General features: G+C 68.5%; 29 protein-coding genes. 18 read left to right on the top strand and 11 right to left on the bottom strand.

The features are described from left to right. Positions 1 to 35: 35 nt before the first annotated feature. The 5 genes from FB475_RS32550 (at position 36) to FB475_RS32530 (ending at position 6,730) form a co-directional block, all read left to right on the top strand. Positions 36 to 1,253, top strand: a complete 1,218-nt coding sequence (locus tag FB475_RS32550) for an acetyl-CoA C-acetyltransferase (protein WP_141861466.1) — start codon at positions 36 to 38, stop codon at positions 1,251 to 1,253. Beyond that, complete coding sequence (locus tag FB475_RS32545; protein WP_238332571.1) at positions 1,250 to 3,412, top strand: 3-hydroxyacyl-CoA dehydrogenase NAD-binding domain-containing protein; 2,163 nt, start codon at positions 1,250 to 1,252, stop codon at positions 3,410 to 3,412. The genes FB475_RS32550 and FB475_RS32545 overlap by 4 nt, the downstream gene beginning before the upstream one ends. A 191-nt stretch (positions 3,413 to 3,603) precedes the next feature. Next, positions 3,604 to 4,887 carry an ABC transporter substrate-binding protein gene (locus tag FB475_RS32540; protein WP_141861464.1) on the top strand — a complete coding sequence of 428 codons (1,284 nt, stop codon included), beginning with the start codon at positions 3,604 to 3,606 and terminating at the stop codon, positions 4,885 to 4,887. Continuing rightward, on the top strand, positions 4,884 to 5,846 hold the full coding sequence (locus FB475_RS32535) for a carbohydrate ABC transporter permease (protein WP_141861463.1): 963 nt from the start codon (positions 4,884 to 4,886) through the stop codon (positions 5,844 to 5,846). Before FB475_RS32540 ends, FB475_RS32535 begins: the two co-directional genes overlap by 4 nt. Continuing rightward, positions 5,846 to 6,730 carry a carbohydrate ABC transporter permease gene (locus tag FB475_RS32530; protein ID WP_141861461.1) on the top strand — a complete coding sequence of 295 codons (885 nt, stop codon included), beginning with the start codon at positions 5,846 to 5,848 and terminating at the stop codon, positions 6,728 to 6,730. The genes FB475_RS32535 and FB475_RS32530 overlap by 1 nt, the downstream gene beginning before the upstream one ends. Before the next feature lie 79 nt (positions 6,731 to 6,809). Here the strand turns inward: FB475_RS32530 and FB475_RS32525 are convergent, their stop codons facing one another. Beyond that, entirely contained in the window at positions 6,810 to 7,154 is a 345-nt protein-coding gene (locus tag FB475_RS32525) for a DMT family transporter (RefSeq protein WP_141861458.1), read from the bottom strand. A 12-nt stretch (positions 7,155 to 7,166) separates the two neighbouring features. Further along, positions 7,167 to 7,481, bottom strand: coding sequence for a DMT family transporter (locus tag FB475_RS32520; protein ID WP_141861456.1), 315 nt, complete (start codon positions 7,479 to 7,481; stop codon positions 7,167 to 7,169). Positions 7,482 to 7,554: 73 nt separating this feature from the next. Here FB475_RS32520 and FB475_RS32515 point away from each other — a divergent pair, with 73 nt between their 5' ends. Next, the gene (locus tag FB475_RS32515; RefSeq protein ID WP_141861454.1) at positions 7,555 to 7,908 is read left to right on the top strand and encodes a MerR family transcriptional regulator; all 354 of its coding nucleotides are present in this window, start codon (positions 7,555 to 7,557) and stop codon (positions 7,906 to 7,908) included. On the opposite strand, the gene def (FB475_RS32510) is transcribed toward FB475_RS32515, so the two are convergent. Then, positions 7,867 to 8,532, bottom strand: a complete 666-nt coding sequence (gene def, locus FB475_RS32510; RefSeq protein ID WP_141861451.1) for a peptide deformylase — start codon at positions 8,530 to 8,532, stop codon at positions 7,867 to 7,869. The genes FB475_RS32515 and def (FB475_RS32510) overlap by 42 nt on opposite strands. A gap of 55 nt (positions 8,533 to 8,587) precedes the next feature. On the opposite strand from def (FB475_RS32510), the gene FB475_RS32505 reads away from it, so the two are divergent. Next, positions 8,588 to 9,067, top strand: coding sequence for a winged helix-turn-helix domain-containing protein (locus FB475_RS32505; RefSeq protein ID WP_141861449.1), 480 nt, complete (start codon positions 8,588 to 8,590; stop codon positions 9,065 to 9,067). Positions 9,068 to 9,539: 472 nt separating this feature from the next. Then, positions 9,540 to 9,794, top strand: coding sequence for a hypothetical protein (locus tag FB475_RS32500; RefSeq protein WP_141861446.1), 255 nt, complete (start codon positions 9,540 to 9,542; stop codon positions 9,792 to 9,794). Here the strand turns inward: FB475_RS32500 and FB475_RS32495 are convergent. After that, on the bottom strand, positions 9,784 to 10,653 hold the full coding sequence (locus tag FB475_RS32495; protein WP_141861441.1) for a GNAT family N-acetyltransferase: 870 nt from the start codon (positions 10,651 to 10,653) through the stop codon (positions 9,784 to 9,786). The two genes, FB475_RS32500 and FB475_RS32495, sit on opposite strands and share 11 nt — an antisense overlap. Positions 10,654 to 10,753: 100 nt before the next feature. On the opposite strand from FB475_RS32495, the gene FB475_RS37320 reads away from it, so the two are divergent. Both FB475_RS37320 and FB475_RS32485 read left to right on the top strand, forming a co-directional pair. Continuing rightward, positions 10,754 to 11,116 carry a YchJ family protein gene (locus tag FB475_RS37320; protein ID WP_141861439.1) on the top strand — a complete coding sequence of 121 codons (363 nt, stop codon included), beginning with the start codon at positions 10,754 to 10,756 and terminating at the stop codon, positions 11,114 to 11,116. 87 nt (positions 11,117 to 11,203) lie between these two features. Next, positions 11,204 to 11,680, top strand: coding sequence for a DUF7144 family membrane protein (locus tag FB475_RS32485; RefSeq protein ID WP_141861437.1), 477 nt, complete (start codon positions 11,204 to 11,206; stop codon positions 11,678 to 11,680). A 39-nt stretch (positions 11,681 to 11,719) separates the two neighbouring features. Here the strand turns inward: FB475_RS32485 and FB475_RS32480 are convergent, their stop codons facing one another. Next, positions 11,720 to 12,250, bottom strand: a complete 531-nt coding sequence (locus FB475_RS32480) for a YbhB/YbcL family Raf kinase inhibitor-like protein (RefSeq protein ID WP_141861435.1) — start codon at positions 12,248 to 12,250, stop codon at positions 11,720 to 11,722. A gap of 101 nt (positions 12,251 to 12,351) precedes the next feature. Here FB475_RS32480 and cobT point away from each other — a divergent pair, with 101 nt between their 5' ends. The 6 genes from cobT (at position 12,352) to FB475_RS32450 (ending at position 17,737) form a co-directional block, all read left to right on the top strand. After that, entirely contained in the window at positions 12,352 to 13,413 is a 1,062-nt protein-coding gene (gene cobT / locus FB475_RS32475) for a nicotinate-nucleotide--dimethylbenzimidazole phosphoribosyltransferase (RefSeq protein ID WP_238332570.1), read from the top strand. After that, positions 13,410 to 14,615 carry a uroporphyrinogen-III C-methyltransferase gene (gene cobA, locus FB475_RS32470; RefSeq protein ID WP_141861431.1) on the top strand — a complete coding sequence of 402 codons (1,206 nt, stop codon included), beginning with the start codon at positions 13,410 to 13,412 and terminating at the stop codon, positions 14,613 to 14,615. The genes cobT and cobA overlap by 4 nt, the downstream gene beginning before the upstream one ends. Further along, complete coding sequence (locus FB475_RS32465; protein WP_141861429.1) at positions 14,612 to 15,418, top strand: TrmH family RNA methyltransferase; 807 nt, start codon at positions 14,612 to 14,614, stop codon at positions 15,416 to 15,418. Before cobA ends, FB475_RS32465 begins: the two co-directional genes overlap by 4 nt. A 10-nt stretch (positions 15,419 to 15,428) precedes the next feature. After that, positions 15,429 to 16,232: a helix-turn-helix transcriptional regulator gene (locus FB475_RS32460; protein ID WP_141861427.1), complete on the top strand. Its 804-nt coding sequence runs from the start codon at positions 15,429 to 15,431 to the stop codon at positions 16,230 to 16,232. A 97-nt stretch (positions 16,233 to 16,329) separates the two neighbouring features. Beyond that, entirely contained in the window at positions 16,330 to 17,169 is an 840-nt protein-coding gene (locus FB475_RS32455; RefSeq protein WP_202878634.1) for an MBL fold metallo-hydrolase, read from the top strand. A 22-nt stretch (positions 17,170 to 17,191) separates the two neighbouring features. Further along, positions 17,192 to 17,737, top strand: a complete 546-nt coding sequence (locus FB475_RS32450; protein ID WP_141861425.1) for a phosphotransferase-like protein — start codon at positions 17,192 to 17,194, stop codon at positions 17,735 to 17,737. 4 nt (positions 17,738 to 17,741) lie between these two features. On the opposite strand, the gene def (FB475_RS32445) is transcribed toward FB475_RS32450, so the two are convergent. After that, positions 17,742 to 18,341: a peptide deformylase gene (def, locus tag FB475_RS32445; protein WP_141861423.1), complete on the bottom strand. Its 600-nt coding sequence runs from the start codon at positions 18,339 to 18,341 to the stop codon at positions 17,742 to 17,744. Between the two features lie 52 nt (positions 18,342 to 18,393). Next, on the bottom strand, positions 18,394 to 19,209 hold the full coding sequence (locus FB475_RS32440; protein ID WP_141861422.1) for an LLM class F420-dependent oxidoreductase: 816 nt from the start codon (positions 19,207 to 19,209) through the stop codon (positions 18,394 to 18,396). 72 nt (positions 19,210 to 19,281) lie between these two features. Here FB475_RS32440 and FB475_RS32435 point away from each other — a divergent pair, with 72 nt between their 5' ends. Next, positions 19,282 to 20,814 carry an AAA family ATPase gene (locus tag FB475_RS32435; RefSeq protein WP_185759526.1) on the top strand — a complete coding sequence of 511 codons (1,533 nt, stop codon included), beginning with the start codon at positions 19,282 to 19,284 and terminating at the stop codon, positions 20,812 to 20,814. 138 nt (positions 20,815 to 20,952) lie between these two features. Here FB475_RS32435 and FB475_RS32430 read toward each other — a convergent pair whose 3' ends face one another. Together FB475_RS32430 and FB475_RS32425 are read right to left on the bottom strand one after the other, a co-directional pair. Beyond that, positions 20,953 to 21,354: an SRPBCC family protein gene (locus FB475_RS32430; RefSeq protein WP_141861420.1), complete on the bottom strand. Its 402-nt coding sequence runs from the start codon at positions 21,352 to 21,354 to the stop codon at positions 20,953 to 20,955. A 64-nt stretch (positions 21,355 to 21,418) separates the two neighbouring features. After that, a complete protein-coding gene (locus tag FB475_RS32425) occupies positions 21,419 to 21,757 on the bottom strand; it encodes a winged helix-turn-helix transcriptional regulator (RefSeq protein ID WP_141861418.1) in 339 nt (112 codons plus the stop codon). 66 nt (positions 21,758 to 21,823) lie between these two features. Between FB475_RS32425 and FB475_RS32420 the strand changes: the two genes are divergently transcribed. Further along, positions 21,824 to 22,468 (top strand): NADPH-dependent F420 reductase, encoded by a 645-nt coding sequence (locus FB475_RS32420; RefSeq protein ID WP_141861416.1) that lies wholly within the window; start codon positions 21,824 to 21,826, stop codon positions 22,466 to 22,468. On the opposite strand, the gene FB475_RS32415 is transcribed toward FB475_RS32420, so the two are convergent. Both FB475_RS32415 and FB475_RS32410 read right to left on the bottom strand, forming a co-directional pair. Then, complete coding sequence (locus FB475_RS32415; protein WP_141861414.1) at positions 22,433 to 23,023, bottom strand: hypothetical protein; 591 nt, start codon at positions 23,021 to 23,023, stop codon at positions 22,433 to 22,435. The two genes, FB475_RS32420 and FB475_RS32415, sit on opposite strands and share 36 nt — an antisense overlap. Beyond that, positions 23,013 to 23,828 carry an isocitrate lyase/PEP mutase family protein gene (locus FB475_RS32410; RefSeq protein WP_141861412.1) on the bottom strand — a complete coding sequence of 272 codons (816 nt, stop codon included), beginning with the start codon at positions 23,826 to 23,828 and terminating at the stop codon, positions 23,013 to 23,015. Before FB475_RS32410 ends, FB475_RS32415 begins: the two co-directional genes overlap by 11 nt. Between the last annotated feature and the right edge of the window lie 37 nt (positions 23,829 to 23,865).

The raw sequence follows: 23,865 nt of genomic DNA, 5'->3' as shown, positions 1-23,865 counted from the left end.
ACTATCGTGACAGTAGTACTGTCACAATCGGCCGTATGACCGAAGCCTTCCTGTACGACGCGATCCGGACCCCGCGCGGCAAAGGGAAACCGACCGGGGCACTGCACGAGGTCAAGCCGATCCAGCTGATCACCGGTCTGCTGGACGAGCTCCGGACCCGGCATCCCGAGCTGGACCCGGCCGCGATCGACGACGTCGTACTCGGCGTCGTGACGCCCATTGGTGACCAGGGCATGGACATCGCGCGGACCGCCGTACTGATGGCCGGCTACCCCGAGACCACCGGCGGCGTGCAGTTGAACCGGTTCTGCGCGTCGGGGCTGGAGGCGGTGAACCAGGCCGCCCAGCGGGTCCGTTCCGGCTGGGAGGACTTCATCCTGGCCGGCGGTGCCGAGTCGATGTCGCGGGTCAAGATGGGCTCCGACGGCGGCGCCTGGGCGATGGACCCGGAGACCGCGCTGGCGACCGGCTTCATCCCGCAGGGCATCAGCGCGGACCTGATCGCGACCATCGACGGCTTCTCCCGGACCGACGTCGACGCGTACGCCGCCGAGTCGCACGCGCGCGCCGCGAAGGCGTGGGCGAACGGGTACTTCGGGCGTTCGGTCGTGCCGGTGGTGGATCGGAACGGATTGCGGATCCTGGACCACGACGAGCTGGTCCGGCCGGGGACGTCGGTGGAGACGCTGGCCGGGCTGCCGTTGTCGTTCGCGGCGATCGGCGAGCACGGCGGGTTCGACTCGGTCGCACTGGAGAAGTACCTGACGGTCGAGCGGATCGACCACGTCCACCACGCGGGCAACTCGTCCGGGATCGTGGACGGCGCCGCGCTGGTTGCGGTCGGCAACGAGAAGGCCGGCGAGGCGCTCGGGCAGGCGCCGCGCGGACGGGTCGTCTCGGTCGGCGTCAGCGGTGCCGATCCGACCATCATGCTGACCGGTCCGGCACCGGCCGCCCGGAAGGCGCTGGCGCGCGCGGGGCTCGACGTCGGCGACATCGACCTGTTCGAGATGAACGAGGCGTTCGCGGCGGCGGTACTGCACTTCATGAAGGATCTCGGCGTACCGCACGAGAAGTTGAACGTGAACGGCGGCGCGATCGCGCTCGGGCATCCGCTCGGCGCGACCGGCGCGATGCTGATCGGAACCCTGCTGGACGAGCTGGAGCGCCGCGAGCTCCGCTACGGACTGGCCACCCTGTGCGTCGGCGGCGGGATGGGCGTCGCGACGATCATCGAGAGGCTCGCTGCATGAACGGGGTGAACGGCATGAACAGCATGGTCGAGTGGAAGAACGACGCAGGGGTTGTGACGCTGACCCTGAACGATCCGTCCGCGTCGGCGAACACGATGAACGACGCGTACGTCGAGGCGATGGGCCGGACCGTCGACCGCCTGGTCGCCGAGAAGGCGCTGCTCAAGGGCGTGATCGTGACCTCGGCGAAGTCCACCTTCTTCGCCGGTGGGGATCTGCGGATGCTGTCGCGGATCCAGCCGTCGGACGCCGCTCAGGTGTTCGAGACGATCGAGCTGGTCAAGAAGCAGCTGCGGACGCTGGAGACGCTCGGCGTCCCGGTCGTTGCCGCGATGAACGGCTCGGCGCTCGGCGGTGGGCTGGAGATCGCGCTCGCCTGCCATCACCGGATCGTTGCCGATGACAACCGCATCGAGCTCGGCGTGCCGGAGGTGACGCTCGGCCTGCTGCCCGGCGGCGGGGGAGTGACCCGGACGGTCCGGATGCTCGGCCTGCAGGACGCGCTGATGAAGGTGCTCCTGCAGGGTCAGCGGATGAAGCCTTCGCACGCGTTGTCGGTCGGTATCGTCGACGAGGTCGTGCCGGCGGGCGAGCTGCTGGACGCGGCCCGCCGGTGGATCACGGCGTACGACGGTGATGCGAAGCAGCCCTGGGACCGGGACGGCTACAAGATCCCGGGCGGTACGCCGGCCTCGCCGAAGCTGGCCGCGTTCCTGCCGGCCTTCCCGGCGAACCTGCGCAAGCAGCTCAAGGGCGCGCCGTACCCGGCGCCACGAGCGATCATGAGCGCGGCGGTCGAGGGCAGTCAGGTCGACTTCGAGACCGCCTCCCGGATCGAGTCGCGGTACTTCGTCTCGCTCGCGACCGGACAGATCGCGAAGAACATGATCCAGGCGTTCTTCTTCGACCTGCAGTCGATCAACGTCGGCGGGTCGCGGCCGGCCGACGTACCGGCGTACCGGGCGCGGAAGGTCGGCGTCCTGGGTGCCGGGATGATGGGCGCCGGAATCGCGTATGTGTGCGCGAAGGCCGGTATTGAGGTTGTGCTCAAAGATGTTTCTTTGGATGCGGCTGCGCGCGGAAAAGAATATTCCGAAAAATTGCTCGCGAAGCAGGTCGCTAAAGGCCGGACCACCCCTGCGGAGGTTGAGAAGTTTCTCAGCCGGATCACTCCGACCGGCGATCCGAATGACCTCGCCGGGTGCGATCTGGTGATCGAGGCGGTCTTCGAGGACGGTGAGCTGAAGCAGAAGGTGTTCGCGGAGATCGCCGGCGTGGTCGAGCCGGACGCGCTGCTCTGCTCGAACACCTCGACGCTGCCGATCACCTCGCTCGCGGACGGGATCGACCGGCCGGACGACTTCGTCGGCATGCACTTCTTCTCGCCGGTGGACCGGATGCCGCTGGTCGAGCTGATCGTCGGCGCGAAGACGTCGGACCGGGCGATCGCGCAGGCGTACGACGTCGTCCGGCAGCTCAAGAAGACGCCGATCGTGGTCAACGACAGCCGCGGGTTCTTCACCTCCCGGGTGTTCGGCACGCTGGTGATGGAAGGCGCCGCGATGGTCGCCGAGGGCATCGACCCGGTGATGATCGAGCGGGCGGCGACCTTGGCCGGGTTCCCGGCACCGCCGCTGGCGATGCTCGACGAGGTCACGCTGACACTGCCGCAGAAGATCCGGGACGCGGCCCGCGCGGCCGGAGACAGCGCTGGGGCGTTCGACGAGCACCCTGGGATGGCGGTTGCCGATCGGTTGGTGAACGAGTTCGGCCGCCGCGGCAAGGCGGCCGGGGCAGGGTTCTACGACTACCCGGCGGACGGGTCGAAGCGGTTGTGGCCGGGCTTGTGGGAGCACTTCCCGCAGCGGGCCGGCGTACCGCTGATCGACCTGCAGGAACGAATGCTGTTCGCGATGGCGCTCGAGACGGTCAAGTGTCTGGACGAGGGCGTGCTGCGATCGGTGCCGGACGCCAACATCGGGTCGATCTTCGGCATCGGGTTCCCGCCGCTCCACGGCGGCGCGTTGCAGTACGTGAACGCCTATGGGCTGACCGCGTTCGTTGCCCGGTCGCGTGACCTGGCAGCAGCGTACGGCGACCGTTTCCAGCCTTCGGAGCAGCTGATCCGGCGGGCAGCGGCCGGTGAGATGTTTACGTGATCACGGCCTGACAACATTCCACACATTCCAACACAGAAGATCGCAGCCCGGTCTTGCGCACGGCTCTGTTTTGAGTCATTGTGCTAGGCACTTCTCCAACGATTCACCCCGACCTCGGCTGGGAACCTGAGTTGGAGCGTGCGAACGCGTCGTACCCCTGCGACGTTCCCTTTTCCGGGAAGGTGGAATTCATGCCTGCTCATGTTCCGAACGCCGGTCTGTCCCGGCGCGATCTGCTCAAGCAGACCGGTGGACTGGCCGCGCTGGCGGCGTTCACCGCGGCCTGCGGCGGCAATACCGGCCGACCGTCGTCCGGTGGCGGCGGAGGCGGGTCCAAGCCGAACCTCTCGCAGTGGTATCACCAGTACGGTGAGGCCGGCACCCAGCAGGCGGCCATGCGGTACGCCAAGGCCTACCCCGACGCGAACGTCTCCATCCAGTGGACGCCGGGCGACTACGATGCGAAGCTCGCCTCCGGTCTGCTCTCGAGCAAGGGCCCCGACGTCTTCGAGGGGCACTTCAACATCAGCATGGTGAAGAGCAACCAGGTCGTGCCGCTGGACGACATCATGGCCGACGTCAAGGACGACTTCCAGCCGGGCGACCTGGCCACCAACACCCTCGACGGCAAGATCTACGGGATCCGGATGATCATCGACCCACAGGTCATCTACTACCGCAAGAGCCTGCTGGACAAGGCCGGTATCAAGCCGCCGGAGACCGTCGACGACCTGATCTCGGCCGCCAAGGAACTCACCACGAACAAGGTGAAGGGCATCTTCGTCGGCAACGACGGCGGCAACGTCCTGGGTGGCCCGGCGCTGTACTCGTCCGGCGGTGAGTTCCTGACCAAGGACAACAAGCCCGGCTTCGGCGGTGCTCGCGCCGCTCAGGCGTTCGACAAACTGCACGAGTTGTACGCCAGCAAGAGCGTCCTGCTCGGCGCGCCCACGGACTGGTGGGACCCGACCGCGATCAACCAGGGCCTGGTGGCCATGCAGTGGATCGGCATGTGGGCGGTGCCGGGCATGCAGAAGGCGCTCGGTGACGACATCGGCGTGATCCCGTTCCCGAAGCTCGATGCCCAGGGCAAGCCCTCGGTGTACTCGGGCGGCTGGACGCAGTTCGTGTCCGCCAAGAGCGCGAACGTCGACGCGGCCAAGAAGTACGTGAAGTGGCTGTGGATCGACAAGCAGGACTACCAGGAGGACTGGTCGCTGAGCTACGGCTTCCACATCCCGCCGCGCAAGAGCCTCGCGGCCAAGGCGTCCAAGCTGCAGAGCGGCGTCGCCGCCGACACGGTCAAGCTGACCCAGGACTACTCCTACACGGACAACCCGGCCTGGACGCCGAAGATGGGTACGGCCTTCACCGACCTGTTGACCAACGTCATCAAGAAGGGAGCCGACCCGGCCGCCGAGATCACCAAGGCGGAGAAGACCGTCAACGACGAGTTGTCGCGGCTGTTCGGATGAGCGCACCGGCCAAGACGTCGACCCCGGTGGAGCCCGCCGCGCCTGGTGCGCGGCGGGCCGCCCGCCGGAACAAAGGCATCAAGGGCAACACCCTGTGGTTCTGGGTGTTCGTCGGGCCGTTCGTGCTCGGGCTGCTGATCTTCTCGTACCTGCCGATCCTGTGGAGTCTGGTCCTCAGCTTCTTCGAGGCGTACAACACCGCGACCCCGTCGAAGTTCGTCGGGCTGCGCAACTACGTCGACATGCTGACCGACCACAACTTCCTGTCCAGCCTGGGCACGTTCACGATCTTCGCGGTGTTCATCGTGCCGCTGACGTTCGTGCTGTCGCTCGCGCTGGCGCTGCTGGTCAACCAGGTGAAGATCGCGCGGGCGTTCTTCCGGTCGGTGTTCTTCCTGCCGACCGCGTGCTCGTACGTCGTCGCGTCGCTGATCTGGAAGCTGTCGATCTTCAACGGCGTCCGGTTCGGGCTGGCGAACACGATCCTCGGCTGGTTCGGGATCGACAACATCGCCTGGCTGTCGACGGTCAGCCCGCCGTGGTACTGGGTTCCGCTCGTCACGGTCCGGTTGTGGCTGCAGCTCGGGTTCTACATGATCCTGTTCATCGCCGGCCTGCAACGGATCTCCCCGTCGCTGTACGAGGCGGCGTACGTCGACGGGGCCAAGCCCGGGTGGCAGGTGTTCCGGTACATCACGCTGCCGCAGCTGCGGTCGACGTCGGTCGCCGTACTGATCCTGAACCTGATCGCGGCGTACCAGGCGTTCGACGAGTTCTACAACCTGGTCGGCAACGTGAACTACGCGCGCCCGCCGCTGGTCTACCTGTACGGCATCTCGCTCGGCTCCATCCAGGACCTCGGGCACGGTTCGGCCGGCGCGCTGATCCTGGCGGTCATCATCATGATCGTGACGCTGCTGCAGAGCCGGATCCTGGGCTTCGGAAAGGCGGGCGACTGATGGCTGTCTCCGAACGTACGACGGGCACGCCGCAACCGATCGGCTTCAGCCAGAGCACGGCAGGGCGGATTGGGACGGTGTTGCGCTGGATCGCGTTGTGCATCGCGGTCGTGCTGTTCCTGGTGCCGTTCTACTTGATTCTCCGCAATGCGCTGGCGACCGAGTCCGACATCACGGCGCCTTCGTGGACGTTGTTCCCGTCGCATCTGCAGTGGGGGAACATCAAGGAACTCTTCAACGACAGCACGGTGCCGATGGCACGTGCGCTGTACAACTCTGCTGTCGTCGGGATCCTGGGTACCGCGGGACAGTTGCTGTTGGCATCGATGGCCGGGTACGGGTTGGCGCGGATCCCGTACCGGCACGCCGACAAGATCTTCTACGCGATCGTGGCGACGCTGATGATCCCGGGTGCGGTGACGTTCATCCCGTCGTTCATCGTGGTGTCGTCGCTGGGGTGGGTCTCGTCGCTGCGGGGTCTGATCATTCCTACGCTGTTCAGTGGCTTCGCGGCGTTCCTGTTCCGGCAGTACTTCCTCGGTTTCCCACGGGAGCTCGAGGAGGCGGCCCGGGTCGACGGCGCCGGGTACTTCGGGGTCTTCTGGCGGATCGTCGTACCGAACTCCCTGCCGTTCTTCGCGGCGATCGCGGCGATCACGTTCATCGGCAACTGGAACTCGTTCCTCTGGCCACTGGTCATCGGGCAGGACTCCTCCTCCTGGACCATCCAGGTCGCGATGTCGACCTTCATCACCGCGCAAACCATCAACATCCATGAACTCTTCATGGCGGTCGCAGTCTCGATCCTCCCGCTGGTCCTCATCTTCGCCTTCCTCCAGCGCTACCTGATCCAAGGCGTCACCCAATCCGGCATCAAGGACTGACTTCGTTCCCCCAAATGGGGTCTGGGCACAAGCTATTGCTTGTTCCCAGACCCCATTGGGTATCTCCAGTTGCCGCGCATCATGGGCGCGGGCGGTCGGCGAGTTTCAGGTAGACGACGCCGGCGATGATGACCGCCAGCCAGGCGGCCTTCGCCACGGTCAGGGTTTCGTGGAAGAAGACCGGGCCTAGTAGGGCGGTTCCGGCGGCGCCCAGGCCGGACCAGGTGGCGTAGCCGATGCTGACCTCGATGGTGCGGAGGGCGAGGCTCAGGGCCCAGAGCGTCAGTACGAAGAAGACGGCGGCTGCGACGGACCAGGTCCAGACGGTGAAGGCGTGGCTGCCGCCGACAGACAGGGCGTAGCCGATTTCGAAGACGCCGGCCAGGAGGAGCGTCAGCCACGCAGTACGGCGGGAAGTTCTCATTCGAAGTACTCCTCAGGACGTGAGTTGAAGGCCGACGACACCGCCGATGACCAGGGCTATGCCGACTGCCTTCCGCAAGGTGAGTTGCTGGCCGAAGACGAGGGCGCCCAGCAGCGTGATGCCGACGCCGGCGAGCGACGTCCACAGGGCGTAGCCGATGCCGACGTCGAACGTGAGGAGGGCGCGGCTGAGGAAGTACGTGCCGAGCGCGCCGGTGATCAGGGTCGCGGCGGTCCAGCCTCGGTGTTTGAAGCCTTGCGCTTTGCCCGCCGACACCGCCACGGCGATCTCGAAGACGACGGCGATCGCGAGGTAGAGCCAGTGCATGAGGTTCCTTCCGGGGTAGTACGTCCGGCACATCGTGGAACTTCACACTGGTGTCAGATGCAACACTGGGCGCATGCGAATCGGAGAGCTCGCGCGCGCCACCGGCGTGAGTACGCGCTCCTTGCGGTACTACGAGGAGCAGGGCCTGATCCGCTCGAGCCGGACGCCCGGCGGGTGGCGGGACTTCGATGGGTCGATGGTCGAGCGGGTCGTGATGATCCAGCACCTGCTCGCCGCGGGGCTGTCGAGCAGCACGATCGGCGAACTCCTGCCGTGTCTCGAGGCGCCGCCCGAGGAACGTACCGGCGTACTCGAGGTGCTGCTCGCGCAGGAGGTCCTGCGCCTCGAAGCCAAGCGCCGCGAACTCGACCGCGAACTCGACGTACTACAGGCCCTCCGCCAAGACGTCACCATCCCGACGGGTTGACGCCGCGGTCAGTTGGTCCTGGCGTGAGGCGCGGCGGGTGAAGACGGTTGCGCGGTTGGTGGTGGAGTCGGCGAGGGCTTGGGTGCGGGCGACGGGTGACAGGTGGTCGACGTACAGCGTGCCGGCCAGGTGTTGGGTTTCGTGGATGAGGCAGCGAGCCAGGTAGCCGCTCGCATCGAGGGTGAAGGGGCGGCCTTCTGCGTCGTAGGCGTGCAGGGTGGCGCGCGCCGGGCGTGAGAGTGGGGCGTTCGCGCCGGGGACGGACAGGCAGCCTTCGGTGCCCTGTTGCGTGCCGACCAGGGCGGCGCTGGCCTCGACGCGTGGGTTGAAGGCGTGGCCGATGTGGCGGTCGCCGTACTCGTCGGTGAGGTCGTACACGAACAGTTGCGCGTCGACGTCGACCTGGTTCGCGGCGAGGCCGCAGCCCTCGGCGATCCACATCGTCGCGAACATGTCGTCGATCAGCCGGCCCCAGCGCGCCGCCCCGAACTCGGTGACCGGTCGGCACAGGCGGTGCAGGATCTCCTCGCCGTACTCCGTGACGCGCAGCGGCGTGCCGCGCCGTACCTCGTCCAGAAGCTCGGGGAGACGACGGCTCGGGCGGCCTTGGATGTACGTCGGCATGCAAAGACCGTACTCGGCAAAGTTATGGCTTTGCAAAGCGGTTAGGATGTTGCGCATGGATGCCGAGCGGAGTACGCCGAATCGCCGTGACGTCGTTCGCGCGCATCCGTTGCGGGAGGCGTTGCTGTCGTTGATCGATCGGGACGGTACGACGACGTCGACGATCGCGGCCGGGGAGCTGGGGGAGAGCACCGGGTCGTGCTCGTTCCACCTGCGGCGGCTGGAGGCGCTGGGCGTGATCGAGGCGGTACCGGGGGCGGGGCGGGTGAAGCCGTGGCGACGGGTACGCGCGGAGCAGGCGAGCCTGAACCGCGAACTGGAGGACACCGCGTACGCGAGCTGGCTGGCCGCGAAGACGTCGGACGACGAGGACTTCGCGTTCAGCGCCGTCGTACCGCTCGCCGAGGGTGAACTGGCAGAACTCCGCGCCCGGCTCCACCGCGTACTGCACGACTTCATCGGCTCCGAGCCCCGCTCCGACACGACCACACCGACCGCGGTCATCATCCGCGCCTTCCCCCTCCACGAGGACTGACCCGACCCACCCCCGGGAACCACCACCGGCCCCTCCGCGTCAGCGCAGAAGACGCCACCCCGCGTCCCCACCTGCCCCCACGCGTGGAGTCCACATGACCAACCCCCCGCCCGACCCCACCACCCCGCAACCGCCAGAATCCCCAGCCCCGAACAACCCCCATGGGCCAGCCGGCTATCCACCGCAACCAGCCCCCGACCATCGCCAGCCAACGAGCGGCTACGGCTACCCGTCTGCAACCGGCGCCGGTCACCCGCAGCCCGCCGGTCACCCGCAGGCGGCCACAGCCGACCATCCCCAGCCGGGCGCTGTCGGTTTCCCGCAGCAGCCTGGTGTCGGCTACCCGCAGGAGGCTGCTTCCGGCTACCCGCAGGCTGCTTCCGGCTACCCGCAGCACCTTTGGCCGGAGTATGCGCGGGTGCAGGGGCCCGTTCAGGTCGGGGCGGCTCGGCGTGCGGAGGGATCGGTTGTGATGGGTGTGCTTGCGTTGCTGCTTGCCATCGCCGGGCTGGTCGTGCCGTTTCTGCCGTTCTCCAATCTGATCGACCGGTTTCCGGTCCGGCAGTATCTTGCGTTTCCGTTTGCCGTACCAGCGCTCGCCCTCGCGATCGCCACCCTCGCCGGCAACCGACGCGGCAAGCCAGCGGCCGCGATCGGCATGATGATCGCGTTCCTCGCCCTGATCGTCGGCGCGATCATGGTCTACAACTACGACCTCAGGCCCTGAGCGGTCCCGACACGGTCAGCCGGTGTCCCTCCGGCAGGACGAGTGTGAACGTACGGCGCGACCACGGCATGTCCTCCGGCGCGGTCGACTCGCCAAGGCCGGCGGCGACCGCGGCGTCGTATACGGCATCGACGAGTACGCCGACATCGACGGTCATCGTCGTCGGAGCGACAGGCCCCGAGACGCGCCGCACCTCGAGACCGCTCTGGCCGTTCCAGGTCGTGCAACCGAGATACGCGAGGTCGCCCAGCTGGAAGCGAACATGCAGACCGAGCAGTGAGCACAACAACCGGACCGTTTCGTCCAGATCCCGCACCGACAGCACCGGCGAAAAGCCGAAGGTCGTCGGATCGGCGGGACGTGCCGCGCGGCCCATCACGACCGACTGGGCGATCTCGCCCGGGTTCGTCCGAGGCAGCCGACCGACCAGGTCGAGTCCGGCGTGCCGCGCGACGGCGATCGACCGTACGTTGCGCGAGTCGATCCACGCCTCGATCGCACTGATCGACGGCTGCCGCAGCAGGTGGTCGACGACCACCCGCGCCACTTCACTCATCAGCCCCGCGCCCCACGACGTACGCCGGAGGTACCAGCTGATGCCCCGAACCGACGTCCCCTGATCCGAGAACACCCCGATCACCCCCGCCGCCTCCTGCTCCGGCCGGACCCGCAGTACCCACGTCCAGCCACCGTTGTCGCCGAACTCCCGCTCCAGCCACTCCCGCGACTCCTCCTCGGTCGCCGCCGGAGTCATGTACCCGCCCCGCGCCCACTCCGGATCCGAGAACATCGCATGCAGCGCGCCCAGATCCCGCTCCACCTCGAACGGAACCAGGTCGACTCGGGCAGTGGTCAGCATCCAGCACCTCAATCTAAGTCACGTCGGTCACTGCGGATTGTCACGCGCTAGGAGGCCAGCTGTTGCCTCATCGCTCGGACGATCGGCGAGAATCGGGGGCATGCCACTCACCTGCCCCTGCGGTCAGAAGCAGCCGTACGACGTCTGCTGCGGTCCGCTGCACCAAGGCAAAGCCACCGCGGCGACCGCGGAGCAGTTGATGCGCTCGCGGTACACGGCCTTCGTGATGCACGACGCGGCGTACCTGCGGCGGACGTGGTCGCTCACCACCCGCCCCGCGGCAATCGAGTTCGACCCCAGCCGCCGGTGGACCGGGCTGGAGATCCTCGGGACCACCGGCGGCACCGCCTTCCACACGGACGGCACGGTCGAGTTCAACGCTCACCACAACACCGGCGTACAGCACGAGAACAGCGCCTTCACCCGCGAAGCCGGCGAGTGGGTGTACGTCTCGGCCCTCTGAAACAAGCAGTGCCCTCATCCGCATCGGGGGAGGCGCACGGTCAGCCGGTGCGGAAGCATCTCCAGGATCAACGAGAGGAGATGCGGGATGGCTGCGAAACAGGGCGGCGCGATGACCGGCTTCGTGGTGTTCGCCGGGGCGCTGCTCATGATGACCGGGCTGGTCAACGTCTTCGAGGGATTCATCGCGCTGTTCGCCGACCAGCGACTGGTGATCACGCGCGAGCACCTGGTCATCGTCGGCGTGACCGGCTGGGGATGGACGATCCTGATCTTCGGCCTACTGCTGATGGCCGTCGGCATCGGCCTGCTGACCGCGCAGACGTGGGCCCGGATCACGGCCATCGTGCTGGTCTGCCTGCACGCCGTCACGCAGATCGCCTGGCTCGGCGCGTACCCGGTGTGGTCGTTGCTGATGATCGCGCTGGACACCGTCGTACTGTTCGCGCTCACCGCGCGCTGGTCCGGCGTACGCGCGGAGCTGGCCGCGGACGGGATGCAATGGAGTGGCCAAGAGGTAGCCGACCTCGCGGCCGCCGAGCGCCGCCGTCCGCCACTCAGCTGATCACGGGAGCCGTCCCGAACGAGACGGCTCCCGCCAGCCTCACTCCGCGATCTGGTACGTCGGGGTGATGATGGCTCGGGCGAGCGTGTGGAAGGCCAGATTGAACCCGACGACCGCCGGGCTGGCGTCCGCGTCGACGTCCAGGGCCTCCACGTCGATGGCGTGGACCACGAAGTAGTAGCGGTGGACCTGGTCGCCGGCAGGCGGAGCGGCGCCGCCGAACGCCTTGCTGCCGAAGTCGTTGCGGACGTGGAACGCGCCGTTGTCGAGGCGTTCGGTCGCGCCGGCGCCGGTGGGGAGCTCGGTCACGGTCGCGGGCAGGTTGACCAGCACCCAGTGCCAGAAGCCGGACACGATCGGCGCGTCGGGGTCGAAGCAGGTGACGACGAACGCCTTGGTCTCCGCCGGGAACCCGGACCAGCTCAGCTGCGGTGAGGTGTTCCCGCCCGCGAACGCGTGCGCGTCGTCCAGCGGCTCGCCGTCGGCGACATCGGTGCTGGTGACGGTGAACGAACCGGCCTCGGGGAGGAGTTCGTACGGGTCGGGTGCGACAGGACGATCGAGCGACATCAAGCAGCCCTCCGGCATCGTGCGACGTGTGGTGAATCCGACATTACTGTCCACGGATCGCTGGTCCGTCCCGGGGCAGCCGTGAAGGGATGCGAAGATCGGTGCGGAAGCTACGAGTGGAGGACCTGGTGGACACCTACCTGGAGCGGATCACGCCCGCTGATCAGGCGGCGATGCGGGCAGCCGAGGAGCGGCAGGCGCGGCTGACCAAGCCGGCCGGTTCGCTCGGCGTACTCGAGGAGCTGTCGGTGAAGCTCGCCGGCATGACCGGCGCCCCCGCCGTACCCGCGCCTGCCGTCGTCACCGTCTTCGCGGCGGATCACGGCGTCCACGCCCAGAACGTCTCCCCGTGGCCGCAGGAGGTGACCGCCGCCATGCTGGCGAACTTCGCCGCCGGTGGCGCCGCGGTGAACGCCTTCGCCAAGAACAATGGCGTCGACGTACGGGTCGTCGACGTCGGCGTCGCGACCCCGGTCGAGCAGCTCGACATCATCCACGCGAACGTCCGCCCCGGCACCCGGGACCTGTCCCAGACCGACGCCCTTACCGAGGACGAGGCCCGGCGGGCGATCGCGGTCGGCTTCGACCTCGCCGAGCGGCTCGTCCAGGACGGCTACCGCTGCCTCCTCACCGGCGACATGGGCATCGCCAACACGACTGCCTCCGCGGCCCTGATCGCCACGTTCATCGGCGCCACCGCCGACGCGGTCACCGGCCGCGGTACCGGCATCGACGACGCGGCGCTCGCACACAAGACCGCCGTCGTCCGGGACGCTCTCGCGCTGCACGCCGTACCGCCGACCGAGCCGCTCAAGGCGCTCCAGGCGTACGGCGGCCTCGAACACGCCGCACTCGCCGGGTACATCCTCGGTGCCGCCGCCAACAAGGTTCCGGTCATCCTCGACGGCGTGATCGCCGGTGCGGCCGCGCTGGTCGCGCAGGCGTTCCACCCGGCCGTCATCGACTACTGCGTCGCCGGCCACCGGTCCGCCGAGCCGGGCCACGCGGTCGCGCTCAAGCAGCTCGGTCTGCAGCCGCTCGTCGACCTGGACCTGCGGCTCGGCGAGGGGACCGGCGCGGTGCTCGCGTATCCGATCCTGACCTGCGCGGCCCGCGCGCTCGCCGAGATGGCCACGTTCGAGGACGCGGGGATCTCTTCGTGACCCACCAGTACCTGTCCGGTCTCGTCCTCGACGGGCGGCGCGTGGTCGTCGTCGGTGGCGGCAGTGTCGCCCAGCGGCGGCTGCCGCGGCTGCTCGAGGCGGGCGCCCGGATCGACGTCATCTCGCCGTCGATCACGCCGACGATCGAGGGTCTGCTCGGCAACCCGTCACTGACCTGGATCGAGCGCGGGTACGCCGACGGCGACCTGGACGGAGCCTGGTACGTCGTGGTCGCGACGGACGATGCCCTGGTCAACGATCAGGTGTCGGCCGAGGCGGAAGCGCGGCGGATCTTCTGCGTACGCTCCGACGACCGGTCCCGCGCGACCGCGTGGACGCCCGCGTCCGGGCAGCACGACAACGTGACGATCGGCGTCCTCGGCGGTGGCGATCACCGCCGGTCGGCCGCCGTACGGGACTCCATTCTCGAGGGGCTGCGGACCGGTGAGCTGGCCGCGCGGGACGTCGACCGGCGGCCCGGGGTATACCTGGTCGGCGGCGGGCCGGGCGACCCGGACCTGATCACCGTGCGCGGGCGGCGGCTGCTGGCCGAGGCGGACGTCGTGGTCGCGGACCGGCTCGCGCCGCAACAGTTGCTGGACGAGCTGCACCCGGACGTCGAGCTGTTCGACGCGGCGAAGCTGCCCCGCGGGCGGGCCGCGCAGCAGGAGGAGATCAACCGGATCCTGGTCGATCGCGGGCAGCAGGGCAAGGTCGTCGTCCGGCTCAAGGGCGGCGATCCGTACGTGTTCGGCCGCGGGTTCGAGGAGGCGCTGGCGTGCGCGGCGGCCGGCGTACCGTGGACCGTGGTGCCGGGGATCACGAGCTCGATCTCGGTACCGGCGGTGGCGGGGATCCCGGTCACGCATCGCGGCGTGACGCACGAGTTCACGGTGGTTTCTGGGCACATCCCGCCGTCGCACCCGGACTCGCTGGTCAACTGGGACGCGCTGGCACAGCTGCACGGCACGCTGGTGCTGCTGATGGCTGTAGAGAACCTGCCGGCGATCACCGACCGGTTGATCGAGGCGGGCCGTCCGGCTGACACCCCGGCGGCGGCGATTGCCGACGGCACCCTTCCTGGCCAGCACATGGTGACGTCAGACCTCGCAGGCATTGCCCAAGCGATGAAGGACAACGGCGTCGGTGCTCCCGCGATTGTTGTTATCGGCAACGTTGTGGACGTGGCAGGCCGGGCGTGACGCTGGTTCCGGTCGAGGACGCGGGGGACGCGCGGCTTGCTGATTACGTGCGGCTGCGGGAAGTGAGTCTGCGGCGGCTGCTCGAGGAGGAGCACGGGCTGTTCATTGCCGAGGGCGAAAAAGTGATCCGCCGCGCCGCCGACGCCGGGTACGAGCCGCGCTCGTTCCTGCTCGCGCCGCGCTGGCTCGACTCGTTGCAGGATGTACTGGAGAAATGGCCGGACAAGCCCGTGTACGTCGTCTCGGAGGAGCTGGCCGAGCAGGTGACCGGGTTCCACGTGCACCGCGGCGCGCTCGCGTCGTACAAGCGCCGGGCCGCCGTACCGCTGAACGATCTGCTGACACCCGGCGTCCGCAGAATCGCGATCTTCGACGAGATCGTTGACCACACCAACGTCGGTGCCGGCTTCCGGGCTGCGGCCGCGCTCGGCGTCGGGCTCGTCCTGGTCACACCCACCTGCGCGGACCCGTTCTACCGCCGCTCGATCAAGGTGTCGATGGGCACGGTCTTCCAGGTGCCGTGGACCCGGCTGCAGAGTTGGCCGGGCGACCTGAAACTGCTGCAGGACCACGGGTACGTCGCCGCAGCGATGGCGCTCACCGAGGACGCGATCACGCTCGACGATCTCGCCGCCCGCCACGACGAGAAGCTCGCGCTGATCTTCGGCACCGAAGGCCACGGGCTCAAACCGAACGTCCTCCGCCAGGCCGACCTCACGGTCAAGATCCCGATGGCAGGCGGAGTCGACTCCCTCAACGTAGCGTCCTCAGCAGCATTAGCGTTCTACGCCACCCGCGCCTAGTCTGACCGCCATGACCGTCGGTGAACTCGGGGCGTTCCTGCGGGCCGAACGAGCCCGGGTCGACCCGGGCGCCGTCGGGCTGCCGGTCGGTGGCGACCGGCGGGTGGCGGGTCTGCGGCGCGAGGAGGTAGCAGTACTGGCCGTGGTGAGCGCCGACTACTACACCCGGCTCGAGCAGGGGCGCGAGCGGAACCCGTCCGCCCAGGTGCTCAATGGGATCGCGCACGCGCTGAGGCTCGACCCGGACGCCCGGGCCCACCTGTTCCGGCTCGCCGGCCTCGCTCCCGCCCCGGCACTCGGGGCGGCGCGGGACCAGGTCCATCCGGCGCTGCTGCAGCTGCTCGACGCCTTCCCGGCCGCGGCGGCGTACGTGCTGAACCCGGCGTACGAGATCCTCGCGACCAACCGGGTCGCCCAGGGCCTGCTGGCGCCGTTCGGGATGACGAACATGCTGCGGATGATGTTCGACCACCCCAAGGCGCGCGAGCTGTTCGGTGACTGGGAGGTCGTGGTCCGGCGGGCTGTGTACGCCGTCCGCTTCAACGCGGTGACCTATCCTGACGATCCCGAGATCAAGGCGCTCGTCGCCGACCTGCTGCCGCGGTCGCCGGAGTTCCGTGCGCTGTGGGAGGACCGGACGGCCCGCGGGTTCAGCCGGGCGTACAAGATCTTCAACCACCCCGAGGTCGGCCGCATCGAGCTGACGTACCAGACCTTCGACGTGCGCGCCGCCCTGGGACAACAGGTGCTCGTCGGTACGGCGGAGCCGGGCAGCCCGAGCGCGGACGCGTTGGCCCGGCTGGCCGCGCACTGAACTTCCTGGGTGCGCCGCACCCAGGAAGAGCCGACCTTCTGCGACCACGTCCGTGGCCCGACGCTGTTCAGGTAGCCGAACAGCACAGGAGCAGAACATGTTGAGTTTCTCGACGTACGTCGCCCCGTCCAAGCCGGCCGTCTCCGACGACCTACCGCCGGGTGAGGTACGGCGGATGTGGTCGCCCACCGCGGCCACGCTGATCCACGGCGACCACGACGCCGTCCTTGTCGACCCGCTGATGACGCAGGCGGAAGGCGAGGACCTGGCCGGCTGGATCGCTGCCACCGGGAAGAACCTCACGACGATCTTCGTCACGCACAGCCACGGCGACCACTTCTTCGGCGCCGCTCCGGTACTTGACCGCTTCCCGGCGGCCCGGGTGGTCGCTCTGCCCGCAGTTGTCGAGGGCATGCGGAAGCAACTCACTGCGCCCTGGCTGGACGGCTTCTGGCGCGTACGGTTCCCGGGACAGCTGCCCGAGCGTCTGGTCGTCGCCGAACCGCTGGAGAGCGACACGTTCACGCTGGAAGGCGAAGAGCTGGTCGCGATCGACCTGGGTCACACGGACACCGACGGCAGCTCGGCATTGTACGTGCCGTCGATCGGGCTGGTGGTCGCGGGCGACGCCGTGTACGACGAGGTCCACCTCTACCTGTCCGAAGCCGTTGCTGATGGCATCGATCATTGGCTGTCCGCGCTCGAGGTCCTCGACGCGCTGCACCCGACCGCCGTCGTCTCCGGGCACCGCCAGGCCGACGCCTCCGACGACCCGCGGTACATCGACGAGACCCGCCGGTACCTCGAGACCTTCGCCACCGCCGAGGCTCGGACCAGTACCGCGCTCGACCTCTACAACGCGATGATCGAGGCGTACCCGGACCGGCTGAACCGCGGCGTGCTCTGGAACTCCACGCGCAGCATCAAAAGCGATTGACCCTCGTGATGGCATAGATGTCATGTCGAAGGTCGTGCTGATCACCGGGATGCAGGCAGCCGGGAAGTCGACGGTGGCACCGTTGCTGGCTGCTCGGATGGGCCCGCCGGCGGCGACGCTCGACGGGGACGTCTTCTACCACGGTGTCGTCGCCGGCGCCGAGGTCATGACGCCCGAAGCATCGCCCGAAGCAGTGCGGCAGTTGGAGCTGCGGTACGACGCGAGCGCCCTGGTCGCGCAGCACTACGCGGACAACGGGTTCGACTTCGTCTGCAGCGACATCGTGCTGGGGGAGCACGTCGAACGCTGGTTCTCCCGGTTGCGGAACGTCGACCCGTACCTCGTCGTACTCGTCCCGTCGGTCGAGTCGATCGTGGCGCGCGAGCTCGGCCGCGGCGGGAAGTCGTACCGCGGCTGGCAGGAGCCGGGCGGGTCGCTCGAGGACGCCGTACGGGCGCTCCAGGCCGGGCTCGACGAGATCCCGCGCCGGGGGCTGTGGCTGGACACCACCGGTCAGACCCCGGAGCAGACCGTCGACGCGATCGACCTGGACGAGGCCCGCTGGTGACCGCTCAGGTCGCGGGGGTCTCCTCGTGGTCGTGGTCGACCATCGGCGTGACCGGCCAGTCGCTCGGGTAGTCAGGGGCGAACTCCTCGGCCTCCGCGAACAGGCGTTTGCGGTACTTCCGGGAGAGCCGGTCGCCGAAGACCATGCCCTGCGTGTGGTCGGTCTCGTGCTGCAGGCAGCGTGCCAGCAGGCCGTTGCCCTCGTACGTGACCGGCTGGTTGTGCTGGTCGACGCCGGTGACCTTGGCGTAGTCCGGGCGGGCGCACTTGGTGAACGCGCCGGGCAGCGACAGGCAGCCCTCGTCGCCCTCGTCGAGGTTGCGGTCCTTGCCCTCGGGGAGCTCCAGCTTCGGGTTGCAGACCACACCCTGGACGTGGTTGCCGTCCTTGTCGGGGCAGTCGAACACAAACAGCTGCAGATCCACCCCGACCTGGTTCGCGGCCAGGCCGACACCCTCGGCCGCGCGCATCGTCGCGACCATGTCCGCGACCAGCGTCTGCAGGTCGTCCCCGAAGTCGGTGACAGGCTGATTGACCCGGTGCATGACGTCCTCACCCCAACGGGTAATAGGCCGCACCGAACCGTCCTGAGGCAACGTAGACATGCCCGAAAGTGTAGGCCGGGTGACTGGTACGGCGGTCACCCGGCCAGTGGTACTACTTGGAGTTGACCTCGTCGCGCCAGGAGATCCACTCGCGGAGCAGACCGAGGTCGTAGTCCGGGCCGGACGCGTGCACCGTGAACAGCCGGGTGCCGACGTCGAGCAGCTGCTTGCCGATCTCCTCCGGCTTCTTGTCACCGACGGCGACCGAACGCTCGATCTCGCCCGGGTCGCGGCCGATCGTCTTGCAGTGCTCGTCCAGCACGGCGTGCTTGTGCGCGATCGTCTCGGCGTCGCCGAAGCCGTGCCAGATGTTCGCGTGCTGCGCGACCAGCTTCAGCGTCTTCTTCTCGCCGCCGCCACCGATCAGCACCGGGATGTCCCGGGTCGGCTTCGGGTTCAGCTTGGTCCAGCGCTGCTCGATCCGCGGCAGCGCCTCGCCGAGCGCGTCCAGCCGGCCGCCCGCCGTACCGAACTCGTAGCCGTACTCGTCGTAGTCCTTCTCGAACCAGCCGGAGCCGATACCGAAGATCAGCCGGCCGTCGCTGATGTGGTCGACGGTGCGCGCCATGTCGGCGAGCAGGTCGGGGTTGCGGTAGGAGTTGCAGGTGACCAGGGCGCCGATCTCGACCCGCTCGGTCGCCTCGGCCCAGGCGGCCAGCATGGTCCAGCACTCGAAGTGCAGGCCCTCGGGCTCACCGCTCAGCGGGTAGAAGTGGTCCCAGTTGAACAGGACGTCGACGCCGATCTCCTCGGCCGCGGCGGCCGTCCGCCGGATGTCGGCGTACTGGGCGTGCTGGGGCTGGACCTGCAGACCGATCCGGACGGGAAAGGCGCCGTACGGCCGGTCGGTGGACTCGGAAGCTGTCATGGTGGAGATCCTATCCGGCGTTGCGGAGGAGCCTCCGGATAGACCGGAATCCTTCGAAGGGGGTACGGCGCGATGGCGGACGACGTCGACGAGTTCGCGCGGTTGTTCACGCGGTTCCTGGAGCGGATGCAGGCGGCCGGTGGCGCGCGGATGCAGCGGGAGAGCCTGCGCGAGCGGCTGCGCGACCATCTCGGCGTCGACCCGGAACAGGTGCCGGTGGTCGCGTCGACGTACCCGTCGTACGACCTGCCGAACGTGCAGCGCGCGATCGAGGCGTGGTTCGACTCGTTCGAGGTGATCGGGCTGGCCGGGTCGAACCGGAGCCACCACTCGCTGGGTGAGTTGCTGGAGTTGGCGGACTACGACCGGTTCGGGATCGGGGCGGTCGACTACGTGCGGCTGCCGATCGACGTGGACGAGGAGATGGACTGCGTCGCGTTCGGGTTCTACCTCGGGGTGCGGGGCCCGGATCGGTACGTCGCGCTGCTCCGGGCGGCGAATCCGCAGTACGGGCGGGCCGGGGTCGATCTGGAGATCCTCGCGGGCGCCAAGGAAGCGGGTGATCGGTTCCTCGGGGCGCTGCCCCAGTTGATTCGGGAGCACAACGTGTTCCGCGGGAAGGTGGTGTCGTTCGAGGGGCACGAGTTCGGGCAGGGTGTGGGGCCGTTCCGGTTGCATCCGCGGCCGGGGCTGACGCGGGCGGACGTCGTACTGCCCGACGGCGTGCTGGAGCGGATCGAGCGGGAGGTCGTCGGGATCGCCGAGCACCGTGAGACGTTGCTGGCGGCGGGGCAGCACCTGCGGCGCGGAGTCCTGCTGTACGGGCCGCCCGGCACTGGGAAGACCCATACCATACGGTATGTCCTGTCGCAGTTGCCGGAGTTCACGGTGGTGCTGCTGGCGGGGACGAGTATTCACTTCATCACGCAGGCGTGCGCGTTGGCGCGGATGCTGCAGCCGGCGCTCGTCGTACTCGAGGACTGCGATCTGGTGGCCGAGGCGCGGGACTATTCACTCGGCGCGGAGAATCCGCTGCTGTTCCAGGTGCTGAACGAGATGGACGGGTTGGCGCAGGACGCGGACGTCGCGTTCCTGCTGACGACGAACCGGGCGGACCTGCTGGAGCCGGCTCTGATGCAGCGCCCTGGGCGGGTCGACATGGCAGTAGAGGTCCCGCTACCGGACGCCGAGGGCCGAGCCCGTCTTCTACGCCTTTACGGCCCTGGGCTGGATCTTCCGCCTGAGTTGGTGTCCGAGATCGTCGCCCAGACAGCAGGCACAACAGCATCCTTCATGAAGGAACTGGTACGCCGAACCATCCTCCTAGCAGCCGAGGTATCCCAGCCACCCGCCCCAAACCACCTCCGCACCGCAGTAGCCGAACTCCTCTCCTCCCGCGACACCCTCACCCGCCGCCTCCTAGGCGCCACCGACAACCCGCCCCAAACTGCCGCCCCACCGCTCGGCGCCGGACCGGGCGAAGCGGGACCGGGCGAAGCGGGACCGGGTGGCGCAGGGCCCGGTCTCGCGGGGCCTGGCGTGGGGCCTGGTGGGATGCGCGGGCGTGGGCCGATGCCGGGGGTCTACAAGGGGCCCATTAGCTAGGTTGCCGACGGAGGGTACGCACCAACCGCGCGGATCCCTAGGCCATCACAATGAGCCGATCACGGCTGTCTCCCGCTCAGCGCCGCCTGTGCCGGCGGATTGTGATGGCGTGGCGGTTCGGACCTCCGGGATGGGGCGTCAGCTGAAGTAGGCCGCGAGGTGACCGAGCATGGTGGCGACGCCGGGCTTGATGGGCGCCGCCTGTTCGTCCGTGAGGCCGGTGCTTTGGTAGTTGAGTTGGGTGCGGGCGCCGGGGAGTGGGGTGAGGGTGATGGTGATGTCTTCGGCGGGGTCGGTGAAGTGGAGTTCTACGTGGTGGGGGAGGTCCAGGGCGCCGAAGTGGAGGGTGAAGGGGACCTCGGTGTCGTCGTTGACGAAGACCGCCGAGATCTCGCCGCCGGGGCGGGCGTGGATGGTGACCCGGTCGGACGGGGTCCGGAAGCCGTCGGCGACGAACCAGGCGGCGAACGGTTCGGGTTCGGTGAAGGCGCGGACCACCTCGGCGGGTGGGGCGTCGACGATCTGCTGCAGGGTGAACATGGCTCGTAACCTCCACTGGACCGGAAGCGAATCAGGCTGACTCCAGCAGCGTGCCGCGCGGGACTTACGGTTTGTTTTCGGTCGGCAGCCGGTCGGCGTAAACGGTGGCCCAGTCGCCGAGCGCGCGGATCGGTACGAGCAGGTCCTGGCCGGCCGTGGTCAGCGAGTACTCGACGCGCGGCGGCGCTTCGGCGTACCGCTGCCGTTCGACCAGACCGTTGTGTTCGAGGCGGCGCAGCGTCTCGGTGAGGACCTTCTGGCTGATCCCGCCGATCTGCCGGCGGAGTTCGCCGGGACGGGCCGGGCCGTGGGCGAGCGAGTACAGCACGACCATCGGCCAGCGCCCGCTGATCAGATCGGCGGCGACCCGTGCCTGACAATCGGCGAAGAATCTCGGCTCCACCCGTCCATTGTGCGCGGTCCGATGCACACCGGGAGGTGCGCATCGAACTGTCTAACGTCTTCGACCATGCGAATAGGAACACTGGGCAACGGACTGATGGCCGAGGCGCTCGCCGGCGGATGGGTGCGCGCGGGGCACGACGTGATGATCGGCGGACGCTCCGCCGAACGCGCCACCGAGGTCGCCGAACGCGTCGGCGCCGTCGCGGGCACGCTGGACGAGGCGGCGTCGTACGGTGACGTCGTACTGCTTGCCGTACCGGCCGAAGTGGCGGCGGACGTCGCGCGCATGACACCGGACGGTGCGACTTTGATCGACTGCACCAATGCCGTGGATCCGCGAGACTTCACGCTGTCCCAGGACGCGGTAGCTGAAGCGGTGAGCGCTGCGGTCGGGCCGGGGGTGAGCGTGGTCAAGGCGTTCAACCTGGCAGCAGACACCGTCTGGCGAAACCCACCACCAGCCCTGGGCGTCCCCCTCTGCGGCGACCCCGCACCGGCAACCACCTCGGCGAGGGCCGGCGGTGTGGAGGTGGTGGCGGAGCTGGTGCGGGATCTGGGTTGTGTGCCGGTTCCGGCAGGTGGGTTGCGGCGGGCTCGGTTGCTGGAGGCAACGGCTGTGCTGGCGATCGGGATCTGGATGAACGGGGGAGACGTGCGGGGGATGTTTCCGCGATCAGAAAACGCGTTCGGGACGGTCTTGCCGGGCTAGTCGCAGGCTCCAGGAGGGGAACAGCAAGTAGGTTCCGGCCCAGCTGATGCCGGCTACGAACGTCCAGTCGGGTGCGCTGTCCATGTCGTCGAGACCCATCAGGATGCCTGGTACGCCGATCAGCCCGAGCATCATGACCGCGCCGGCCGCCAGAGCTGCGCGGCGGTGAGCGGACGATCTGTGCCAGTGGGTTGCCACCAGCCAGGCGCCGATCAAGCTGAAACCGAAGCTGGACCACAAGCCCGCCAAGTAGAACCCGGTGATCCCGGTGAGTACGAGCACTGTCCCGGCGACAGCCACTCCTGCCCCGACCACAGCTACCGCGAACGCCAGACGGGACCCGCCCCGCTCGCGAGCACCCGAAGAGGCGCCGGGGTTGGCAGCGAGCAGACGCGCAAGCGGGATCGTGAGGAGGCCCAGCACAGCATTGCCGACGTCGTTGATCGGGCCGAAGGCGGCCGCTCCGGCGTAGAAGATGATCAGGCACAGGCAGGTGGCGAATCCGACGATCCCGTGCGTCAGCGCCACCTGCCGCAGGCTCCGGTCAGTGCTCACCCTTGGATGATCGCGCAAAAAGGTGGTTCAGGTCAGCCTGTGGGATCTGGTCGGCGGCGAAGGTGATGGTGCCGTGGGTGGCGAGTTCCTCGGCGCCGCGGCGGATGAACCCGAGGGCGGCGCGGGCGATCGAGCCGCCGAGGCTGATCCGCGTCACGCCGACGGATTGCAGGTCGGCGACGGTCAACGTCGACGTACCCAGGCCCATCACCACGTTCAGCGGCCCGTCGATCTCCTCGACCAGCGTCCGGATCGTGTCGAGCGAGTTGACCCCCGGTACGTAAAGGCAGTCCGCGCCGGCGGTCCGGTACCGGTTCGCCCGTTCGATCGACTCCGCCAGCGCGACCGGCGTACCCAACAACTGGCCGTCCGTCCGCGCGGTCAGCACGAACCCAGGTCCGGCCGCCTCCCGCGCAGCGACGATCCGCTCCACCGCGAGCGAGACGTCGTACAGCTCCCGCCCGTCGTAGTCCTCGATGTTCCCGCCGGCCAGCCCGGCCTCGACCGCCAGCCGGATCGTCTCGGCCACCCGCGAAGGCTCAGCGCCGTACCCGTCCTCGAGGTCCCCGTTCACCGGTACGTCGACCGCCGCCGTGATCTCCCCGATCCGCTCGAACATCTCGTCCCGCGACACCGCCGGCGCGCCGTCCGGGAGCGTGTGGTCGCCCTTCGCCATCGAGAACGCGATCCCCGCGCTCGTCGTCGCGATCGCAGGAAACCCGGCCGCCGCGAGCAGCACCGCGCTCCCGGCATCCCACGCGTTCGGCATCACGAACTGCCCGGCATGCAACTCACGGAAGGTCATGCCCGCAGTCTTCCACCCGAACAGTGCGGCCACCGCC

It is taken from the genome of Kribbella jejuensis (assembly GCF_006715085.1).
In the GTDB taxonomy this organism is placed as follows: Bacteria; Actinomycetota; Actinomycetes; order Propionibacteriales; family Kribbellaceae; genus Kribbella; species Kribbella jejuensis.
This window is presented reverse-complemented; position numbering and strand designations above follow the sequence as displayed.

Bases quoted from the DNA above. Each gene is read 5' to 3' on its own strand.
- FB475_RS37320 (WP_141861439.1), top strand. From the start codon at position 10,754: ATGCCACTCACCTGCCCCTGCGGTCAGAAGCAGCCGTACGACGTCTGC.
- FB475_RS32550 (WP_141861466.1), top strand. From the start codon at position 36: ATGACCGAAGCCTTCCTGTACGACGCGATCCGGACCCCGCGCGGCAAA.
- FB475_RS32535 (WP_141861463.1), top strand. From the start codon at position 4,884: ATGAGCGCACCGGCCAAGACGTCGACCCCGGTGGAGCCCGCCGCGCCT.
- FB475_RS32515 (WP_141861454.1), top strand. From the start codon at position 7,555: ATGCGAATCGGAGAGCTCGCGCGCGCCACCGGCGTGAGTACGCGCTCC.
- FB475_RS32480 (WP_141861435.1), bottom strand. From the start codon at position 12,250: ATGTCGCTCGATCGTCCTGTCGCACCCGACCCGTACGAACTCCTCCCC.
- def (WP_141861423.1), bottom strand. From the start codon at position 18,341: ATGTCTACGTTGCCTCAGGACGGTTCGGTGCGGCCTATTACCCGTTGG.
- FB475_RS32520 (WP_141861456.1), bottom strand. From the start codon at position 7,481: ATGCACTGGCTCTACCTCGCGATCGCCGTCGTCTTCGAGATCGCCGTG.
- FB475_RS32460 (WP_141861427.1), top strand. From the start codon at position 15,429: ATGACCGTCGGTGAACTCGGGGCGTTCCTGCGGGCCGAACGAGCCCGG.
- FB475_RS32505 (WP_141861449.1), top strand. From the start codon at position 8,588: ATGGATGCCGAGCGGAGTACGCCGAATCGCCGTGACGTCGTTCGCGCG.
- FB475_RS32410 (WP_141861412.1), bottom strand. From the start codon at position 23,828: ATGACCTTCCGTGAGTTGCATGCCGGGCAGTTCGTGATGCCGAACGCG.
- FB475_RS32545 (WP_238332571.1), top strand. From the start codon at position 1,250: ATGAACGGGGTGAACGGCATGAACAGCATGGTCGAGTGGAAGAACGAC.
- FB475_RS32435 (WP_185759526.1), top strand. From the start codon at position 19,282: ATGGCGGACGACGTCGACGAGTTCGCGCGGTTGTTCACGCGGTTCCTG.
- FB475_RS32530 (WP_141861461.1), top strand. From the start codon at position 5,846: ATGGCTGTCTCCGAACGTACGACGGGCACGCCGCAACCGATCGGCTTC.
- FB475_RS32420 (WP_141861416.1), top strand. From the start codon at position 21,824: ATGCGAATAGGAACACTGGGCAACGGACTGATGGCCGAGGCGCTCGCC.
- FB475_RS32450 (WP_141861425.1), top strand. From the start codon at position 17,192: ATGTCGAAGGTCGTGCTGATCACCGGGATGCAGGCAGCCGGGAAGTCG.
- FB475_RS32495 (WP_141861441.1), bottom strand. From the start codon at position 10,653: ATGCTGACCACTGCCCGAGTCGACCTGGTTCCGTTCGAGGTGGAGCGG.
- FB475_RS32430 (WP_141861420.1), bottom strand. From the start codon at position 21,354: ATGTTCACCCTGCAGCAGATCGTCGACGCCCCACCCGCCGAGGTGGTC.
- FB475_RS32485 (WP_141861437.1), top strand. From the start codon at position 11,204: ATGGCTGCGAAACAGGGCGGCGCGATGACCGGCTTCGTGGTGTTCGCC.
- FB475_RS32440 (WP_141861422.1), bottom strand. From the start codon at position 19,209: ATGACAGCTTCCGAGTCCACCGACCGGCCGTACGGCGCCTTTCCCGTC.
- FB475_RS32540 (WP_141861464.1), top strand. From the start codon at position 3,604: ATGCCTGCTCATGTTCCGAACGCCGGTCTGTCCCGGCGCGATCTGCTC.
- FB475_RS32455 (WP_202878634.1), top strand. From the start codon at position 16,330: ATGTTGAGTTTCTCGACGTACGTCGCCCCGTCCAAGCCGGCCGTCTCC.
- FB475_RS32525 (WP_141861458.1), bottom strand. From the start codon at position 7,154: ATGAGAACTTCCCGCCGTACTGCGTGGCTGACGCTCCTCCTGGCCGGC.
- FB475_RS32500 (WP_141861446.1), top strand. From the start codon at position 9,540: ATGGGTGTGCTTGCGTTGCTGCTTGCCATCGCCGGGCTGGTCGTGCCG.
- def (WP_141861451.1), bottom strand. From the start codon at position 8,532: ATGCCGACGTACATCCAAGGCCGCCCGAGCCGTCGTCTCCCCGAGCTT.